This window comes from Photobacterium sp., from assembly GCF_033720175.1.
Classification (GTDB): domain Bacteria; phylum Pseudomonadota; class Gammaproteobacteria; order Enterobacterales; family Vibrionaceae; genus Photobacterium.
Map to the genome: position 1 here is coordinate 113,682 of NZ_JAWWDA010000004.1, position 19,862 is coordinate 133,543.

The 19,862-nt window shown below is 47.0% G+C and carries 18 protein-coding genes; 7 read left to right on the forward strand and 11 right to left on the reverse strand.

The genetic code is table 11. The annotated features are described in order from the left end of the window. Positions 1-117 precede the first annotated feature (117 nt). From lolE to lolC, 3 genes are read right to left on the reverse strand one after another with little or no spacing between them, the layout of a single operon-like run. Positions 118-1,362 carry a lipoprotein-releasing ABC transporter permease subunit LolE gene (gene lolE, locus R3289_RS06340; protein WP_318924653.1) on the reverse strand — a complete coding sequence of 415 codons (1,245 nt, stop codon included), beginning with the start codon at positions 1,360-1,362 and terminating at the stop codon, positions 118-120. After that, positions 1,362-2,051: a lipoprotein-releasing ABC transporter ATP-binding protein LolD gene (gene lolD / locus R3289_RS06345; RefSeq protein WP_318924654.1), complete on the reverse strand. Its 690-nt coding sequence runs from the start codon at positions 2,049-2,051 to the stop codon at positions 1,362-1,364. Before lolD ends, lolE begins: the two co-directional genes overlap by 1 nt. Then, complete coding sequence (gene lolC / locus R3289_RS06350) at positions 2,044-3,276, reverse strand: lipoprotein-releasing ABC transporter permease subunit LolC (protein ID WP_318924655.1); 1,233 nt, start codon at positions 3,274-3,276, stop codon at positions 2,044-2,046. Before lolC ends, lolD begins: the two co-directional genes overlap by 8 nt. On the opposite strand from lolC, the gene R3289_RS06355 reads away from it, so the two are divergent. From R3289_RS06355 to R3289_RS06380, 6 genes are all read left to right on the forward strand, one after another. Continuing rightward, the gene (locus R3289_RS06355) at positions 3,268-3,423 is read left to right on the forward strand and encodes a hypothetical protein (RefSeq protein WP_318924656.1); all 156 of its coding nucleotides are present in this window, start codon (positions 3,268-3,270) and stop codon (positions 3,421-3,423) included. The two genes, lolC and R3289_RS06355, sit on opposite strands and share 9 nt — an antisense overlap. A 39-nt stretch (positions 3,424-3,462) precedes the next feature. Continuing rightward, positions 3,463-4,032, forward strand: a complete 570-nt coding sequence (locus R3289_RS06360; protein WP_318924657.1) for a PilZ domain-containing protein — start codon at positions 3,463-3,465, stop codon at positions 4,030-4,032. Between the two features lie 9 nt (positions 4,033-4,041). Beyond that, complete coding sequence (mfd, locus tag R3289_RS06365) at positions 4,042-7,497, forward strand: transcription-repair coupling factor (protein ID WP_318924658.1); 3,456 nt, start codon at positions 4,042-4,044, stop codon at positions 7,495-7,497. An 83-nt stretch (positions 7,498-7,580) separates the two neighbouring features. Continuing rightward, positions 7,581-8,441 carry a peptidoglycan binding protein CsiV gene (locus tag R3289_RS06370; protein WP_318924659.1) on the forward strand — a complete coding sequence of 287 codons (861 nt, stop codon included), beginning with the start codon at positions 7,581-7,583 and terminating at the stop codon, positions 8,439-8,441. A gap of 521 nt (positions 8,442-8,962) precedes the next feature. After that, entirely contained in the window at positions 8,963-9,520 is a 558-nt protein-coding gene (locus R3289_RS06375; protein WP_318924660.1) for a GNAT family N-acetyltransferase, read from the forward strand. A gap of 99 nt (positions 9,521-9,619) precedes the next feature. Beyond that, positions 9,620-10,042 carry an FKBP-type peptidyl-prolyl cis-trans isomerase gene (locus R3289_RS06380; protein WP_413466684.1) on the forward strand — a complete coding sequence of 141 codons (423 nt, stop codon included), beginning with the start codon at positions 9,620-9,622 and terminating at the stop codon, positions 10,040-10,042. An 84-nt stretch (positions 10,043-10,126) separates the two neighbouring features. On the opposite strand, the gene R3289_RS06385 is transcribed toward R3289_RS06380, so the two are convergent. From R3289_RS06385 to hinT, 8 genes are all read right to left on the reverse strand, one after another. After that, a complete protein-coding gene (locus tag R3289_RS06385; RefSeq protein ID WP_318924662.1) occupies positions 10,127-11,416 on the reverse strand; it encodes an NAD(P)/FAD-dependent oxidoreductase in 1,290 nt (429 codons plus the stop codon). A gap of 206 nt (positions 11,417-11,622) precedes the next feature. Next, entirely contained in the window at positions 11,623-12,165 is a 543-nt protein-coding gene (gene ycfP / locus R3289_RS06390) for an alpha/beta hydrolase YcfP (RefSeq protein ID WP_318924663.1), read from the reverse strand. A gap of 359 nt (positions 12,166-12,524) precedes the next feature. Beyond that, positions 12,525-13,376, reverse strand: coding sequence for a DUF6279 family lipoprotein (locus R3289_RS06395; RefSeq protein WP_318924665.1), 852 nt, complete (start codon positions 13,374-13,376; stop codon positions 12,525-12,527). 106 nt (positions 13,377-13,482) lie between these two features. After that, entirely contained in the window at positions 13,483-14,325 is an 843-nt protein-coding gene (locus tag R3289_RS06400) for a phosphotransferase (protein ID WP_318924666.1), read from the reverse strand. Between the two features lie 101 nt (positions 14,326-14,426). After that, positions 14,427-15,020: a penicillin-binding protein activator LpoB gene (gene lpoB, locus R3289_RS06405; protein WP_318924667.1), complete on the reverse strand. Its 594-nt coding sequence runs from the start codon at positions 15,018-15,020 to the stop codon at positions 14,427-14,429. Positions 15,021-15,042: 22 nt separating this feature from the next. Further along, complete coding sequence (locus tag R3289_RS06410; RefSeq protein ID WP_318924668.1) at positions 15,043-15,429, reverse strand: YcfL family protein; 387 nt, start codon at positions 15,427-15,429, stop codon at positions 15,043-15,045. Continuing rightward, complete coding sequence (locus R3289_RS06415; protein WP_318924669.1) at positions 15,429-16,793, reverse strand: hypothetical protein; 1,365 nt, start codon at positions 16,791-16,793, stop codon at positions 15,429-15,431. The genes R3289_RS06410 and R3289_RS06415 overlap by 1 nt, the downstream gene beginning before the upstream one ends. 126 nt (positions 16,794-16,919) lie before the next feature. Further along, complete coding sequence (gene hinT / locus R3289_RS06420) at positions 16,920-17,270, reverse strand: purine nucleoside phosphoramidase (RefSeq protein ID WP_318924670.1); 351 nt, start codon at positions 17,268-17,270, stop codon at positions 16,920-16,922. 367 nt (positions 17,271-17,637) lie between these two features. Here hinT and R3289_RS06425 point away from each other — a divergent pair, with 367 nt between their 5' ends. Next, the gene (locus tag R3289_RS06425) at positions 17,638-19,641 is read left to right on the forward strand and encodes a methyl-accepting chemotaxis protein (protein ID WP_318924671.1); all 2,004 of its coding nucleotides are present in this window, start codon (positions 17,638-17,640) and stop codon (positions 19,639-19,641) included. The last annotated feature ends 221 nt before the right edge of the window (positions 19,642-19,862 follow it).

Below are 19,862 nucleotides of genomic sequence, written 5' to 3' on the forward strand. Positions count from 1 at the left end.
CAAGACTTTCAACCCTCAACGCACATTCACTATTCTCTTGGCACGACTCACATATTTCCCTTTCACAAAAAACGGAGCCAGAGGCTCCGTTTTAGATTCATTTACTGACACTCGCCGCTATTTGGCACTCAGCACCTGCGCCGGATGCAATGCACTGGCTCGTCTGGCCGGATACCAGGTAGCCAGTAAACTTAAGGCTATGGCCGTCGTGGTGACAATGGCAACATCCTGCATCGCCAGTTCGGTCGGTAAAAAATCGACAAAATAGATATCACCGGATAGAAATTGATGGCCAATCAGGGCTTCTAAACCTTGTATCAGGCGAGTCAGGTTTACCGCGACAAGTGAACCTATCGCCGAACCAATCAGGCTGCCGACGACACCCGATAAGATACCGTGCCAGATAAAAATCGCTTTCACTAAACCATCGCTTGCGCCCATCGTGCGTAAAATGGCGATATCCGGAGCGCGATCTTTCACCGCCATCATCAGAGTCGATACAATATTAAAGCAGGCAACACCAATCACCAGCACCATAACCAGGTACATAATGGTCCGTACCATCTGGATATCACGGTAAAGATAACCAAACTTTTGTGTCCAGCTTTTCAGGTAAACCGTAACCGGTAAGGTAAAGCCCACTTCTTTCACGATATATTGAGCATCCAGCACGTTATCGACATTGATCGAAATGCCTGACACCCCCTCGCCCATCGACAGATATTGCTGGGCATCGGTTAAAGGCACCAGGGCAAAATTATGATCAATCTGCCCCCCCAAGGCCAGCAGCCCTGCGACTTGAAGGCGAATACGATGCGGCGCTTTAAGCTTCAGTGCCGGATCAGAATTCGGGATCATCGCCGTGATCCAATCGCCAACATCGATATCTAATTTATCCGCGACACCCTGACCAACAATGATCTGTTTTTTTCCCGCAGAGAGCTGCTGCCAGGCATTATCTTTCACATATTGAGGCAGCGCGCTGATCTGAATTTCAGATTGCGGATCCACCCCTCGCACTTCCACGGCTTTTAAATTATTACCTTTTTCTAATAAAGCCGTGAACGATATATACGGTGCCGCCCCTGTTACTCTAGGATGCAACCTGACGGTTTCCAGTACCGATTGCCATTCTGCAAAAGGCGGTTGCACCGCTTCCAACTCACCATGAGGAATCACCGCCAGCACCCGATTTTGCAGCTCGCGCTCAAAACCGTTCATCGCAGATAATCCGATAATAATCACCGCAACGCCAACCGCAATGCCCAGGGTGGAAGAAATAGAGATAAACGACACCAGTCGGTTACGTTGTTTGGCACGACTAAAGCGGCTGCCGATATAAAGCGATAACGGTCGGAACATCAGGCTACCTCGACCTGAACTAACTCACCATCTTGCATGTGCATGCAGCGATCAAGCTTAGCGGCTAATTCATTATCATGGGTAACAACCAGAAAAGCCGTCCCCGACTCTTTATTGAGCTTACGCATCAGATCATAAATTTCTAATGCCGTTTTATGGTCCAGGTTACCGGTCGGTTCATCGGCCAGCACCACCGAGGGGTTATTGACTAATGCTCGGGCAAAAGCCACACGCTGGCGCTCCCCGCCACTTAATTCAGAGGGCCGGTGTTCATAACGGTGGCTCAAGCCGACCAAATCAAGAATATCTTTGGCTTTCGCTTCTGCTTTATCTGTTGCAATACCGGCGATCAAGAGAGGCATCGCAACATTTTCCATTGCGGTGAAATCAGACAGCAGATGGTGAAACTGATAAACAAATCCAAGTTCCTGATTACGGATCTTGGCCTGTTTATTGGCATTCATCGCATTCAGCTTCTGGCCTTTGAAAAACACATCCCCCGCGGTCGGTTCATCTAAGGCGCCAAGCAGGTGTAATAAAGTACTTTTGCCGGATCCCGAGGCACCCACAATCGCGACCAGTTCACCGGCATCAATAGCAAAACCGACGCTTTTCAATACTTCGGTTTCGATCTGAGCTTCACGGTATACTTTACGCAAACCATGACAAACTAATAACGAATTACTCATAACGCAATGCCTCAGCAGGACAAACAGATGCCGCTCGATAAGAAGGGAAAATGGTGGCTAATAAACTCAGAAAAATAGCCCCCAGAATAACAATAATGACTTGTACCGGTTCGACGACGACAGGCAATGAGCCTCCGACCATCAGCAATTGCACACCCAATACAGACAGGACGGTATTGAGGTTAAGTGACAATACTGTTCCTAACAGACCGCCACTAAGCGCACCGATAACACCGCTGCTTGCACCCTGAACCATAAACACCGCCAAGATCTGGCGACTCGTCATACCTTGGGTTTTTAAGATGGCGACTTCGGCTTGTTTTTCCATTACCACCATGATCAAAGCAGAGATAATATTAAAAGCAGCAACACCGATAATCAGGCCGAGCATTAAGCCCATCATGTTCTTTTCCATTTTGACCGCCTGAAACAACTCTCCACGCTGCTCACGCCAGTCAGACCATACCCAATCCTCAGGCATCGTCATTTTTGCCAGCTCAGTCACCGCAAAGGGATCATCTAAAAACAATCGCCAGCCTGACATCTGATCCGCTCCAAACCGGAGGAGTTTTCCGGCATCGGTAATATTGGTCAGGATCAGTTGCTTATCGACATCGGAACCAGTGTTAAATATCCCTTCCACGACAAAATTTCGCTGGCTGGGAATCCGCCCTAATGGCGTGTACTGACTGGCACTGGTTACCATCAGGCGAACCTTGTCACCGACCTTGGCTCCTAATTGAACGGCTAATGCCTTACCGATCACGACGCGGTAGCTGCCTGGTGTCAAGTTCTCTAACTTGCCCCGTGTCATATGAAATGCGACAGGCTCATAAAATTCCGGGTCAATCCCGATCAGATTACCTGCGGCTAATGATGAGGCACTTTGCAACACGGCCTCACCTCGGGTGATCGGCGTAACGCGTGTCACATGAGGTAATTGTTCCAGTGACGGCGGAGGCGTACTCGAAATAATCATGCGGCGATCGGTTGACGAGTCAGCTGGAGAAATAGGTTGAGAGATCACTGCCTGCGGCAACACCCCCAAGATGCGCTGCTTCAATTGCTGTTCGAAACCATTCATGACAGACAGTACGGTTACCAACGCTAATACGCCAATAGTAATGCCTGCCGTTGACATATAAGAGACAAAACGGCTGAAACGATCACCGGAACGACCGCGCAGATAACGCAGGCCGATAAAAAAAGATACTGGATGAAACATAGAATTGAGAAATCGTCCTTATGGGGATTAAAGCAAGAATACCTGTTGCAAACAGTGATTACCATTCAGTGGCGCAAAAGTAATGCAAAAACAGTGAGTAAAATCTGTCCGGTCAGTTCCGTTTACTTGCTCGAATGCGATACCTAAGTGATAATCGAAGAATAGTTAATTAATCATGAGTGTGACATGAATCAGGATGAGTATTTTTCAGTCAATACCGGGCTAACCATCAATGTCGAGCCACTCGACAGTGACGCACGTTTACCCGATGAACTTGAGTTTATTAAAGAAATTCCGCCTCTGTTTCGTGTCGCCAGTGAGTGCAGCAGCCTGGAAGAGAGCGCCGATCGCTCTCTCGCGGGATTTGGCAAAGATGAGAGTAAAGCCTTATTAGCGCATCTCGCTACACAAAACAGTAAAATCAACTTACTACTCTCTTTTGTTTTATCGCAGCAGGATGATCCTGCGCTTCGGTATATCACCGAAACTTTTGGGGCCAGTAAACTCACCTTCATCTCAGAAACGCCTTTTATTGGCGGCAACTCAGTTCGCGTTAAGCTATTTTTAGACCATCCTCCCGCAGCAATCTACTGCTATGCCGAGGTGAGCAACTGTGAAGCCAGAGATGACAAGTTTGAAGTGACGCTACGCTACAATCGATTACAGGAAGACGATCGGGATCTGCTGATCCGTGCTGCACTCAATATTCAACAAAAACTTCTGCGCCAACGCGCCCAACAGCGAACAGATGCATAATTAAGTCTCATGAAATCACTATCTATACTCTCTCTTCCCTTTCCGAGTAAAAAAGGGGATAAACGTTTCATTGGTAACTTATCAGGTGCCGCCCTGGCCCTGTCTGTCGCAGAACTGGCGCATACGCACCAGGGACCGGTACTGGTTGTTGTTCCTGACACTCAAACCGCACTGCGCCTGCAGCCAGAAGTCAGTCAGTTTACCGATATCGAAGTAAGTGTGTTCCCCGATTGGGAAACCTTGCCCTACGATAGTTTTTCACCGCATCAGGATATTATTTCTGACCGTTTGGCACGTCTTTATAAGCTACCGATTCAGCAAACGGGCATTATTCTGGTTCCTATCAGTACCTTATTGCAACGCTTGACGCCACGTGAATTTATTCACCAGCATGCCTTAATGGTCAGCAATGGTGACCGCCTGTCCCTTGATAAACTTCGCCTGCAGCTTGAAGCATCCGGCTACCGCCACGTCGATCAAGTAATGGAGCACGGTGAGTATGCGAGCCGGGGCTCATTGCTCGATCTGTTCCCAATGGGCAGCAATCACCCCTTCCGGATCGACTTTTTTGATGATGAAGTCGATTCTATTCGTCAGTTCGATCCGGAAAACCAGCGTTCAATTGGCGAAATCGACAATATTAACCTGCTGCCGGCACATGAATTTCCAACCAATGACATTGCCGTCGAGAGCTTCCGTATGCGCTGGCGTGAGCGCTTTGAAGCACGACGTGAACCCGAGTCGATTTATCAGCAAGTCAGTAAACGAACCTGGCCGGCGGGTATCGAATACTGGCAACCGCTGTTTTTTGACCAGACAGAGACCCTGTTTGATTACTTGCCGGAACCCACGCTGCTCGTCACGTTAGGCGATCTGGAAACATCGGTTGATCATTTCCTCGCGGATGCAGAATACCGCTATGATCAGCGCCGTATTGATCCGCTACGCCCACTATTAGCCCCCCCTGAATTGTGGTTAACCAAAGACGAAATGTTCATCGGCTTTAAGGGGTTGCCTCAGGTACGTATTCGCCAGGACAAAGAACCGGAAAAAGCCGGCCGTTATAACCCGAGCCTGAACCCCGTTCCCGCACTGACTATTAACCACCAGCTGAAAGAGCCTCTGGCAGAGCTGCGGCGCTTCTCTGAACAGTTTGATGGCAAGATTATTTTCTCGGTCGCTTCTGAAGGCCGGCGCGAAGCCTTACTTGATCTGCTGGCGCGCATTAAACTGCGCCCGATAGTATCCACCAGCCTGGAAGATGCCATTAATGCGCCCTCCAAGTTTGCCTTGGTGATCGGTGCGGCAGAACAAGGGTTCATTCTTGGTTCGCCGTCACTGGCCTTTATCTGCGAAAGCGATCTGCTTGGCGAACGGGTAATCCAGCGCCGACGCCGGGAAGAGAAAAAGAGCGTCAATGCCGATATTATTATTCGCAACCTGGCAGAGTTGCAGATCGGGCAGCCCGTCGTCCATATTGACCATGGTATTGGCCGCTATCAGGGTCTACAGACACTGGAAGCGGGTGGCATAAAAACGGAGTACGTCACTCTGGAATATCAGGGCGGCGCAAAGCTTTATGTGCCAGTTGCATCACTGCATTTGATCAGCCGGTACTCTGGTGGCTCCGACGACAGTGCGCCGATCCATAAACTAGGCGGTGAAGCCTGGATCAAAGCACGTAAGAAAGCGGCGGAAAAAGTCCGTGATGTGGCAGCAGAACTGTTAGATGTTTATGCTAAACGGGAACTGAAACCTGGCTTTAAATTCAAGCTTAACCGCGAAAGCTATGCCGATTTCAGCACCGGCTTCCCATTTGAAGAAACCCATGATCAGGCTCTGGCGATCAACGCCGTGCTGTCGGATATGTGTCAGGCTAAAGCGATGGACCGTCTGGTCTGTGGGGATGTTGGTTTTGGTAAAACAGAAGTGGCCATGCGTGCGGCTTTTGTTGCAATCGACAACAACAAGCAGGTGACCGTGTTAGTTCCAACCACTCTGCTGGCCCAGCAACATTTTGAAAATTTCCGCGACCGTTTTGCCAATACTCCGGTTCGTGTCGAAGTACTTTCGCGTTTCAAAACAGCGAAAGAGCAGAAGCAAATTCTGGCGGATGTGGCCGAAGGCAAGATCGACATCCTAATTGGTACTCATAAACTGCTGAATTCATCGGTTCACTATTACGATCTAGGCCTGTTAATCGTCGATGAAGAGCACCGTTTTGGGGTCCGCCAGAAGGAGAAAATCAAGGCCATTCGTGCCGATATCGATATTCTGACCTTAACGGCAACCCCGATCCCTCGTACCCTGAATATGGCAATGAGCGGCATGCGTGATTTATCTATCATCGCAACACCGCCAGCACGCCGCTTAGCCATTAAAACCTTTGTCAGGGAAACTGAAGATGCCATTGTGCGTGAGGCAGTACTGCGTGAAATCATGCGTGGTGGTCAGGTTTACTTCCTCCACAACGAAGTTGATACGATAGAAAAAACGACTGAAGAACTTGCAAAGCTGATTCCCGAAGCGCGAGTTACCTTTGCCCATGGCCAGATGCGCGAACGCGAACTGGAAAGGATCATGGGTGACTTCTACCATCAGCGTTTCAACTTGCTGGTGTGCACCACCATCATAGAAACCGGTATCGATGTTCCGACGGCCAATACCATTATTATCAACCGCGCTGATCACCTTGGTTTAGCCCAGTTACACCAGCTTCGAGGACGTGTAGGCCGCTCGCACCACCAGGCATACGCCTATTTGCTGACACCGCACCCGAAACGGATGACCAAAGATGCAGTGAAACGACTGGAAGCCATTGCCTCGCTGGAAGATTTGGGAGCCGGCTTTACTCTTGCCACCCACGACCTAGAAATTCGTGGGGCCGGAGAGTTACTGGGTGATGAACAGAGTGGTCAGATCCAATCGGTCGGCTTTACCCTGTTCATGGAAATGCTGGAACAGGCTGTCGAAGCCCTCAAAGAAGGTAAGGAACCTTCGCTCGATGATCTACTGCGCGAGCAGACAGAAGTCGAACTGCGGCTACCAGCGTTGTTACCAGATGACTATATCCCGGATATCAACACCCGCTTATCGCTTTATAAACGTATCGCCAGTGCCGATAACGAAAACGGCTTGAATGAACTGAAAGTCGAGTTGATCGACCGCTTTGGTTTGCTGCCGGATGCAACGACCAATCTGCTCACTATTAATAAGATCAAGCTGAAAGCAGCAGGAATTGGCGTGCGCCGCATTGAAGCCGGTGAGAAAGGCGGCTACTTTGAATTTAGCCATAATGCCTCAATCAATCCGGGGTTCTTAGTCAATCTGTTACAATCACAGCCCCAGCATTATCGCATGGAAGGGCCGACTAAACTCAAGATCATGGCTCCTATGGCTGAGCGTAAAGGCCGAATTAAATTTGTTGACGGACTTTTAACAAAGCTGTCAGAAAACACTTTATAATCAATAGTAATTGCATTAAGTAACCAGAAGTTTGGTTGCTTAATCTCAGATTGGTATATTGCACAACAGTGCGGAGTATTATCTTGAAAAAACTGGTTTATATACTGCTTTTAGTCGTGAGCTGGCCGACATTTGCAGCAAGAGAGTTCGATGTCGAAATCATTCTGTTTAAGCGTAATATCAATCCGGATCAAGTCAGTGAATCCTGGCCGGATCAGCTAAAACCTCTTGATATGCGCGGAACGATGATGTTTGGCAATAGTGACGCTCTGGCAACAAAAGGGGTTAGCTTGCTCCCTCCGGATCAGTATCAGCTGACCAATCAATATCAAAAACTGCAGAATCACGCCGGCTTTACCCCGCTGGCACATGTGGCATGGCGCCAGGGCGATGAGGGCAAAGGGGCCGCACCTAAGTTTCATCTGGTTTCAGGTAAAGATTTTTCTGACCGTTATTTAGCTGACGGAACATCGAAAGCTGAATTACGCCGCCGTCAGCTATCAGCGCCGGACAGCACTCATGATGCTAAGCTGGGATCTGATATTGTGATTACAATCGGTCAGGAGGCTGAGGATACTGATTTCGACGCCGATGCTGCCGGCAGTAAAGCGCCACTGTATCAGCTCGAAGGCAGCATTCAGGTCTATGTCCAGCATTACCTCTTTGCTGATGTCAATCTGGATCTGCGTGAGCCCGGTCGTCGTGAAGTGATCGTGGGAACAGAACCACTTGAAAGCGATAGTATCGAAACTGAAACAGAAGCAGAAACTGAAAGTAACGTGCAGGTTGGCCACCTGCAGGAAGTAAAGAAAAAAGTAGAAGTGGAAGAATTTCTTAAATCTTACCGCTTATCTCAACAACAGCGTATGCGCAGCGGCGAAACCCACTATCTGGATCACCCGCTGATGGGGATGATCATCCAGGTACGTCGTGTCGGCGAATAGTGTCCCTACAGCTACTGGCCCTCGCAATTGCGAGGGTTTTTATTATAACTAAAACTAACATTTGAGTTTCATTTCCAAGCCAGAATAAACAGAATGAAATAGCAGAAATGAAAGCGTGATTTCATTCCACATCTCAGATCAAATCTGTAATATCCCTTACCCTCAACAGCTCCCACATGCCAGCATGGTCACATTATTACTGAAACCATAAAGAGTTAGTCAATAGTGTTGTTTAATAGAATATGCCCGGCTTGTGCTGTCTCGACACAGTTCATTCAAATACATCGAACTTTTTTCGAAAGGTACATCACAAAAAAACAATGGTCAAAATACCAATGTTGTCATTGCCAATCAGAGATTTTTGCTCATCGCTTTAAGCCCGGGATGATGACGCTGAGCCAATCTGCCATTATCCCAACGAAATAAAAACTTTATTCACATTGTGAGAAGTCTGTTTCTTCATATTACATGAAAAAGCAGCTATTTTACTCTAACCTCAATGCTGATGTACTCTGAGCTTTATGAAACTGGATTTCTCTCTGACGGCCCCCCGCCTAGTACTTAGACCCTATAAACCCGTAGATCTGCAGGAACATTTTGCAGCGGTTAAAGAATCAGCCGAACAGCTCTCTCCTTGGTTGGAATGGTGCTACCCAGACTTTACCTTGCATGATGCCAATGAGTGGATCACATTCAGCCGGCTTAGCTGGCAGACAGATATAAGCTATGAGTTCGCCCTCTTCAGCCGCCATGACGATACCTTTATCGGCAGCGTAACGCTCAGTGCGCTGTTACCGATGTGTAATAGTGCTAACTTGGGGTACTGGATCCGCTCGTCTTGCCATCAACAGGGACTCGCCAGGGAAGCAACTATCGCTGTCGCCAACTTTGCTTTTCAGGAGCTGGCGCTGACGCGGCTTGAGATCGTGACTCATACCGGCAATATTGCCAGCCAGAGAACCGCCCTTGCCTGCCATGCAAAATTTGAATGCGAGGCAAGGAACCGTATTTTCGCCCATGGCCAGGCCTCTAATGGGCTGGTTTATTCTTTGATTCCAGAAGATCTTATGAAGCGCTAAAATATGCTACAGTAAACGTGTTTAATTTCTACTACTCAGGGACTTACCGTGTTTAAAATTATTGTCGCCGTCGCCATTATTGGTTTAGTCATTCTCTTCATGCAATATTCGAAAAACAATAATCAGGCCGCTGCTGAAAACATCAAAATCGGCCAGGAATTTCTTGAAGAAAATAAGCAGGCTGAAGGGGTCAAGACGACCGCATCAGGTCTGCAGTATTTAGTATTACAGGAAGGTACCGGTACCGAACACCCGAAAGCGTCCGATAAAGTCACGGTGCATTACCACGGTACGCTGATTGACGGAACGGTTTTCGACAGCTCGGTAGAGCGAGGGGAGACGATTGCTTTCGGTCTGAACCAGGTGATCAAGGGCTGGACCGAAGGGCTGCAGCTCATGGTCGAAGGTGAAAAAACACGCTTGTTTATTCCGGCAGAGCTGGCGTATGGCAACCGGGCAACTGGCGGTATTCCAGCAGGTTCAGTATTGATTTTTGATGTTGAGTTAATCGGCATTAATTAGTCAAAAGACCAGAGCTAGTTTCTGGCATTGTATATAAAAAACCGCCAGTTTATGGCGGTTTTTTTATTAAGCTTTAAACCTGAATTAGTGTAGTTTCAGGTTCGGACGTAATACACGGTTGATACGACCAACCAGCATCATCAGGCCAGTTTTAAACACGCCATGCAACGCAACCAGGTGCATCCGATACAGAGAAATATACACAATACGGGCAATGCGCCCCTCAACCATCATAGAACCTTTGGTCAAATTCCCCATCAGGCTACCAACCGTAGAGAAACGACTCAGTGATACCAGAGACCCATGATCACTGTATACATAAGGCTTCTGATCGCGGTTCGTCATTTTCGCGACAATATTAGAGAAACAACGACTTGCCATTTGGTGAGCGGCCTGGGCGCGAGGTGGCACAAAACTACCATCCTCCTGAGCACAACAAGCAAGATCGCCGATAACATAGATGTCGTCATCTCGGGTGGTCTGCAACGTAGGCTTAACCACCAATTGGTTAATACGGTTGGTTTCCAGACCTGCAATATCTTTGATAAAGTCAGGAGCTTTAATACCTGCAGCCCAAACCATAATTTGCGCCGCAATATGCTCACCATCTTTGGTTATAAGGCCGGTTTCATCCGCTTTAGTTACCATAGTCGCAGTACGGACATTAACACCCAGCTTGGTCAACTCGCTATGAGCTGCAGACGAGATACGTGGTGGCAATGCAGGAAGAATACGTTCACCCGCTTCAACCAGGTTGACATTCAAGCGCGAGCTATCAAGATCACCGAAGCCATAAGTACGCAACTCTTTTACTGCATTGTGCAATTCAGCCGACAACTCTACACCTGTCGCCCCCGCGCCAACAATGGCAATATCAACCGTTTTCTGATCTTTATTGGCATGTAATTTCAGGAACTGGTTATTCATCTCGGTACGAAAGCGGTGGGCCTGTTCTGGGCTATCCAGGAATATACAGTGTTCGCACACACCTGGTGTATTAAAATCATTTGACGTCGAACCAATCGCCATGACCAGAATATCGTATTCCAGATCACGCTCTGGCATTAAGAGAGCACCCTGCTCGTCATGAAGGGAGGCCAACTTAATTGTTTTATTCTCACGGTCAATTTCTTGCAAACTCCCCATCTGAAACTCAAACGAGTGGTTTTTAGCATGGGCTCGATAGCTCAAAGCATCAACTCCGGCATCCATCGATCCGGTTGCGACTTCGTGTAAAAGCGGTTTCCACAGGTGGCTGGCTTTACGATCGACAAGTGTAACAGTTGCACGGCGTTTACGACCCAAAGTACGGCCTAACTTTGTCGCAAGCTCAAGACCACCCGCACCGCCACCAACTACGATAATACGCGTCACGATAACTTCCTCTTATTTATAAAATTTTATATTGCTCAGGGCCTTATCTCGGCTCTTCATCCATAAATTACAGATGATAATGCTCTGGCTGATTGACTAATACCAAACAGAACAACGCTCTGGTTGTTCGAGCCACACCAAAGTTCGCTGTTCAATTTGGTATTGATACAGACGGATCGGCTCCGTCTGCGGAGGGTAGGAGGTCGTTACACTGTTTCTTTAAAGGATTTTATCGTTTTTAGATGCTGTGAGATCTTTTTAAATTTATGTGTTTCTGTCTCATCCCAGATGATTTGATAATAATCACCCAATGCATCACTTGTAAGGCGATTATCTAATACTTCGTCATTAGTTGAAAGGATACAGAGGCAATTACCCGCATTTTTTTTACGAAAATCTGCAACACATTTTGTCCCAATGTCGGCGTATTCTTCCGGCCGGTCGATCCGTCCTTCCATATTGATTTCAGGATGCAGGTTCGGGTTAAAGATAACCTGTCGAATACCGCTCAAGAAGCCGATACGCTCAGACCAGTAACCACCTAAACCGACACCACAAATGAGTGGGTTAGGATCGTCCGACTGCTCCTTTAACTTATGCACTTCTTTGAGGATATGTTGCATGTCGTGTTTAGGGTGCAAAGTACTGTAGTTAACGAAACGAACATCGGGGTCAATAAACTGAAGCTGTAATACTTTTTCGTGATTACCCGGGCTTGTTGAATCAAAGCCATGTAGATAAATAATCATCTCTTCTCCCCTGTCGTTCTTATTGTCCGTGGCACTCATATGCGTCTGAATTTAATCTAACATGTTTTTTATACCCAAGTAACCTCAAGGTGCTCGTTTCAGCGAGAATTTCCAGGCACTAAGGTCAGGCGCTGATTTGTCGATATAGTTGCTCTACATCAAAAATCAGCAACGCAACATTAGTGCCTGGAAAACTCGCCCTTCGGGAGTGACCCAGCCAGCCCACTTCGGTGTCAAATGCACTCGAAAGGACCTGTCATTCCTTCGCACATTTTCCTTGAATTGAACTGGCTGGCATCACTCTGAATCCTGCATCTTGAGGTAACTTGGGTATGTAGTTTAAAAGAACAAATATCCCCTTATTGATGAATCAGAATCGCCAAATCTATACGAATACCGGATAATTTTCGATCAAGATATCGACGCTGCTTATCGTTCAGACTGTTATTCAACCGGCGCATGACATCAAAACGACGATTAAGGTAGACATTAATATCTATCTGAAGCGGCTCATTCTCCAGCGCAACAAATTTCTGCAGCATCTGAGTCAAATTTTTATCAAAATCAGGCTCAAAACGTTTTTTTATCAACTCTCGCCAGTTCTGCAAGAAACTGCGATAAAAAGAGAAGAATATCGGCTCCATCTCGACTTGATACCCAGCCAGTTCGTGTAATAACTGCTTCTGCTTATACGTTAGCGTGCCAACCCAGTCATTGGCTATTTCCTGCAACTGTCTCGTTCGCTTGGTCACCTTTTGTTTTGTCGTCAGTATGGTTCTTTCAGCGATCGCGTCATCTATCCTTTTTTTAATATTACGGTTGAGTTCAACGATTTGATCTTCGTCCAGTCCACGGATCATTTCCGCCAGCGGTATCGCCAATAATCCAATGGAATCTTGCCCTACTTTGGTCAGTTTAAAATGATAACCGCGGGTCTGGCTGAAAGTGAGTGGCTTTTTCAAATCTGATTGCAACTCAGAGATCAGGCGGTGTAATTTTGGAAGCTCACGATCACGATGAATAAGCAGTGCTTTATCAAGGTCGGCTTCGAAATTTCTTTCCTGATCAGAGTTAAGACTGACATAATCGGTCAGGTAATAAGAAATCCAAAAGTCTAACGTGTTGTAAGCCAGACGCATAACACAGCCGGTCAACAACACCGAAATCAGTAAACAGAAGATCCATTGTTTAACACGACCAGAGAGCTTCACCTTAACCACCTTCCTGTATTAGCTAAGAGCCGACAACCTCAAGATCAGTGTAGACCTGGGTTTTCTCGGAACATGAGAAAAATCAAAACAGCGGATTAACGATTGTTTATCGAGGAAGAAAGCTCAGTTTCTGTTGCAGCTGATTAGCCGACTCTACATACGTCTGGTCTTGCCAGATATCAGCCCCGACGAAGAACCACAGCATAGCCAAATAGTCACACCACGGTTGCCAGTCAACCACGGCATCTAACCACGGTTGGTTATTGCTGATCCCACGATGCTGACAATACATCTTTACGGCCCCATTTGGTTCAAGACCATTAGCATTAATGGTCAGTGCTAAATCTAATGAGGGATCACCCGCAGCAGCATATTCCCAATCGATCACCACATTACGTCCGTTATCGGCACGAATAATGTTATAACGCCCCAGATCATGATGACAGCAGGTCTCTGCAAACTTGGTCTGGAGTGGCTGGTCTTGAAAGCAATGGAAAATTGAGATCAGTTCAGGTGTTTTAAAATGTTGCGGTATAAATTGCCAATAGTGTGCCGCTCGTTTCTGTACATCTAACCGCCAGTGAGGCACAGGCAATGTGTGAATATCAGCCTGAAGCTTCAGTAAAGTGGTATCTGATAGTTCATTACCGGCTTCTTCCCCTTCAATCCACTCCACTAACAAGCCATGTTCCAGCAAGTAAGCGGGCTTAGGTGCAATTCCACTAGGAGCAATTAGTGCTAAAACTTGATATTCATATTGGCGAGAGACGCCAAATGCGCTTGATGAAGCGGCTATCGGTCGCCAGACCAGAGAAGTGTATTGACCGGAAGTAACATTACGGATTGTCAGTAACCAGCAACGGTTAGTCAGGCCACCGGAAAGCGGCCTGGCAGATATGAGCTCAACGTCTTGTAATGCACTAAGCAAAGATTGGTCGAATGATTCCACTTAGTGCCTCAATAATACCAAGCGGGACAACTATCCCGATTGGTATAACCTATTGCGATTCGCTGCATAATTACAACAATAAGATCCCCAGCTAACGGCGATTACCAGCCAAGAAGGCTTTTCGCTTCTTGCTTGCGGATCTCGCTTTCGTCAGCCCATTCGATCAGGCCCGTTTCCAGATCCATCAGTCGCATCGTCATTTTGTAATAAACGTCTTTATCGCCGCCCGCTTGCTTCACAATACTCGCAAGGTTGCCATACAGCATATACTCGGCACCGACCATTTTACCGAACTGAATCGCGGTGCTCTGGTTAACCAGTTCATCGTTATTCTGGAAGTTCAACTGCTTGCGGGCGGCTTCTATACGCGTCATATCAACAAAACGAAACTTACCAGAGTTTAGCAGACGGGTGCTGACAGAATCGGTAATGGATTCGGTATCAATATGCTCGCTGGTTTTATTCTTAATGCCATCAACGACGATAATCGGACGCTGGTTGTTTCCCGTAATGTAAGCAACGGAGCCTGAAGCGAGCATGCTGTCGGTCATCTCTTCCGCAATTTTTTGCAGATCGGTTGACCCAAACTCAATGGTTGTCGTTTCCGCCTCCTGGGCATCACCATAGCTGACTTTCTGCGCACAACCACCCAATAAAACAGCGACGCTCAATAATGCAATAATGCTTTTTTTCATTTTAGACCTTCAAGGGTTGTGATTAATAATTTGCTTGACGAATATAAATACGGTATTGCTTTGCTTTCGGGCTTCTTGCAATGGCTTGCAGGGTCATTGTATCCTTGCCATGCAGTACAAATTGCCGCCATGGCGCATCACTGCCATCCACTTCTAACCCTTGAGCATCATACCAATAAAAACGGTATTGCAATTTCATATCATTGCTAACCTGACTGGTTACCGGGACCCCGGCTTTCATCAGACCGTTAACGTCACCGACAATGGCCCTTTCAACCGCGACACGGCTTGCCAGCGATGAATTACCAATAACCACATTCTGGTTACTGCTTTCAATACTGATCCCCGAGGTTGTAGTGGTGCATGCCGTTAAAATTACAGCAACTAGCAATATTGAGATATATCTCATTAGATTCCTCCTAACAGCGCCGACCACCAGCTGACTTGGTCTCCTTGTCGAGACACCCAAACCATTGTGGTTCGTCCGGCTTTAATATCTATATTTAACTGTCGTCCATTCCAACTCAAGCCATACGTACCAGCCGCTAAATCGGTATGGAAAACCTCAACACTGGCAGGTAAAGACTGCCAACTACGCGTATCTGGTTGTTCCGTCAGTGTATTGAAAATATTTGCAAGTATATTACCTACATCGTTTCCTTTACTCGCAGCGGTTTTGCGAACTTCATTTTTCGCTAATACGCGCAGCGCCTGTCGAGCCACAATGGCAGGCAACGCTTCATTCAAGCTATTCTTTGCCATGGCATTCACATCGGCCACCTGCGCTCCCCGCACCGCTTTGTTCTCCAGTTTTAACGGTGCAAGTCGTGGCATTGTTACAATGGGGTAATATGGCAATGCCAGATTATAAATTACCCCGTCACCGCGACTGTCGTACAACCACAGCGGCAAGCGCCAACCGTCTCGAGCCTGAACCACTCCCTGCTCATCAAAAATAATGATCCGGCCTTGATTCGATGCGGGCTTGGTATACTTACCGTAACGCGCTTCGAGGGTTTTTAAGTCACCCGTCATATTCATAACGGTTGCTACTCGAAGAACTGTATTAGCCATATAGGTGTTGCCCGGTGCGACCGCTAAAGCCCGCTTATAATCAATATAGGCACTATTCAGATCACCATTGGCTTCATACAACACCCCAGACAGATAAAACAGATAACCATTCTGCACCGCGCCTAGTTTTTTACCCGCAGCAGGATAGCGAGCCAGTACCGACCCAATGTTATCGTTGATACCTTGACGATTGACTTCTTTTTCTGCACGCAGCAATTCTGCCTCACGCTGTTTTCGAGCCGCCTCTTGGACCAAGTTAGCTCGACGAACCTCTACCAGCGCCCCTTCCAGGTTTTTCTGTTGCAGGTAGTTAAGCCCTAAATAGAGGTGCAAAAAACCTAATTCATAATCAGCAGGCTGGTAGGTGATCATATTGTCATTGGTGAGTAAGGCACCAGCCTGGTTCATTCCTTCAGAGAGCTGAATCGTCGCCTGACGCTGCTGCTCTTTAACCGCCATATCGGCATGTTTTAATGAGGCAAAACTAATGGGGTATTGTTCTGCGACAAAATGAACCCTGCCGCGTTCCATACCATCAAGAATATCGCCTGCCGGTGCATCAGGTAATGCTTCTGCTGCTTGGGTGTAAAGCCCTTGCAGCATGGCCTGATGTGCATCAGCATTTGCGGCACTGTAATGGCTAAACAGACTCTGGGTGGATAGGTTGGCACAGGCCAGCAGACTAAGAGAAAGTAGCACGACGACAGCATGTTTAAGTATTGAGTTAATGACCACTTTCCTATGAAAAAGCCTGAGCAATTAAAGAAGTACCTTAATATACTCAGACTTTACTTAATAAGCACTTACTCAAAGATAAGAGACGTGTTAACCAACTAACATTGGACCCAACGGACGGCCACCCAGTAAATGCATATGAACATGGTACACTTCCTGGCCACCATGAGGGTTACAGTTAACAATTAAGCGATAACCGTCTTCAGCAACACCTTCTTCTTCTGCCAGCTTTCGTGCGACGGTAAACAGCCGCCCCATCACAAGCTCATCATCAGCTTCAATCTGATTCACCGTCGGGATCAGTTTGTTGGGGATAATTAAGATATGGCTTGGCGCACGCGGGTTAATATCACGAAATGCAGTAACCAGATCATCCTGGTACAACACGTCGGCTGGAATTTCCTTACGAATAATTTTGCTGAAGATAGTTTCTTCTGCCATATCAAGCTCCATTTCATTTTTACCTTTGAGATAAAGTATGCTTGAGTCCGTCTCAGAGAGCAATATTGAACATCGTTTTAAACCCTGATTCTAGATAAATATTTAGCATGCGGCTTTTTTTTTGATGCAGCCGTCAAAGTATGTGCACTATGGTTTAAATTATCATTAAGCATTATTACGGGCTTCCGACACAGGATATTAAAGTAATAATTGAGTCAATAGTGTCAGGTTTATGTCACTTAATTTACGGCTTAAAATTTAGACCTCACACTCTTTGCAAGGCTCCATTAACAACAGCCAAGCTTCGTACCATTATTATCGTGAGCATATTGCTGCTGCTCGCCTTTTGCTATTTTTTAGGGACATTATGAATACAATGAGACAAGCCTCTGTCATACGGCGTATGTACGCCGGGTTTGCGGTGATGGTCGGGCTTATGGCTGCGACAATCGTTCTGATGCTCGATGGAACAAGCCGCATTCATCAACAATTAGAATCTGTCACTACAGATGCGCTCCCATTAGTATCAACAACCAACCAGACCAGCGTCAGACTTCTTGCTGCTGATAAGATCTTTAAGGATTTTCTGACCAGTCAAGATCCCGTCCGAATGCAAACCTACGAAGCCAATTTCACCCAAGCTCATGAAGCCTTTGGCGATGCGCGTGATCAACTGGTAAAATCTGCCGAAAGTAATCCGGAGCTCAGCGCACACCTTAGCAACCTGCTCGCTTTAGAAGAACGTTATTTCACCGAAGCGCATACTGCGATGACCAACTACCGCACACAGTTGTTGGCTCAGGAAGAGCGACTGCAGTCGGCACGCCGTTTTCAGCGGCTGCACACCGAACTTAGCGTTCGCATGAAGGAGTACATTGACGATCAAGATAATATTTCTGTCAAAATGATGGCAAAAAGCTACTTTATCAAACTCAAACAAACTGAAACTGCCACCTCTGACGCCCTTGCTACCGACGACATTGAAAAAATTGCTGCCGCCGTTAAATCCAATAAAAAAAGTGTCAATCACCTTGGTTTTAGCTATCGCGGCCTGTCTGCCCAGCTCCCGGCTTTGAAAACTATTTTTGATAAAACGGTCGAGCAATATACCCAGGATATCGGTAAAAAAGGAGGCGTACTTGATCTTCACTTTGAATATATTGACGCCAGGAACCGACTTTACGACAATATTGCAACCCTAGCCGCAGAAATTGACCAGGCTATGGGACTGTTAGATAACTTCAGATCCCAGGCAAACACTCAAATGGATACCGCCATTGAGACGGCCAACACAGCTTACGATCAGAGCTACACAAATGCTGTGCTTATCGGGGTCTGCGTTACCCTGCTTGCAATTTTTATTGGCTGGTATCTGGCCGGTAGTGTTCGCAAGCCGCTTGAATCAACATTGAAAGCTCTGGAAGCCCTGACTGATGGCGACATGACCCAGCGGATCGACAATAACAATTTTATTGAATTCGATAAGTTAAGCCGTCATATCAATACCCTGGCTGATAATTTACAAGAAATACTGGGGAAACTCAGCCAGGCTTCAGAAGATCTGACCACTGTTGCGGCTGAAAACCAGACCACCACCACCCAGGCCAAGAATCGCCTCAATGAACAACGCCAGCAAACCGCGTCTGTGGCCACGGCAATGACAGAAATGGAACAGTCGGTAACCGATGTCTCGCACAGCGCACAAAACACCATGGAAAGGGTTCATGAGGTAGAAAAGGCATCAGCCACAGGCCGTGAAGTGATGAGCCGTAATATCAATACAACTCATCAGCTTTCTGAACGCTTGGACGAATCCGTTAACGTTGTTTCACAGCTTCAGGCAATGAGCAGTAACATTGGCTCTATACTGGATGTTATTCGCAACATTGCCGATCAAACTAACTTGCTGGCACTGAATGCGGCAATCGAAGCCGCACGAGCCGGTGATCAGGGCCGAGGATTCGCTGTCGTTGCCGATGAAGTACGGGTACTGGCTAAACGTACCACTGACTCAACCTCTGAAATTGAAAATATGATCCAGAGTCTGCAGTCCAGTTCAGGTCAGGCCGTATCGGTCATGCAGAGCTGTGTTACCGAAATGGAAAACAGTATTTCGCAAGCCTCTGAGGCTAACAGCGCGATGGAAGAAGTTCAGGCCATCATTATGGAAATCAGCCAGATGAGCGCTCAGATTGCACAAGCAGCAGAAGAGCAGCAAAGCACCACAGGCTCCATTGCCCGCAGTCTGGAAGATATCAGCCATATTGCTGACGCAAACTTCAGTTCAATGGAAGAAGTCGCCGAAGCCAGCACAAAACTGGATGAACTGGCTAGCCAGCAAAATACATTGGTACATCGCTTTAAGTTGTAGGGGCAATAGGCTAGGAAGAGCCGGTTTAAATTCCAGGCAAAACAAAGGCACACAGAGGTCCACCCCCGCTCCCGGTAAGCTTATTAAGCCAGCAATAATCGCTGGCTTAATTATTCCCCACGGAATTCTCCTCACCAGCTGCAAACGATTGCGCTTTTAATCATCAATTAGATAGCTTGTTTGATCATTGACCTTTACTTACTATGTGGATGATTTTAGAA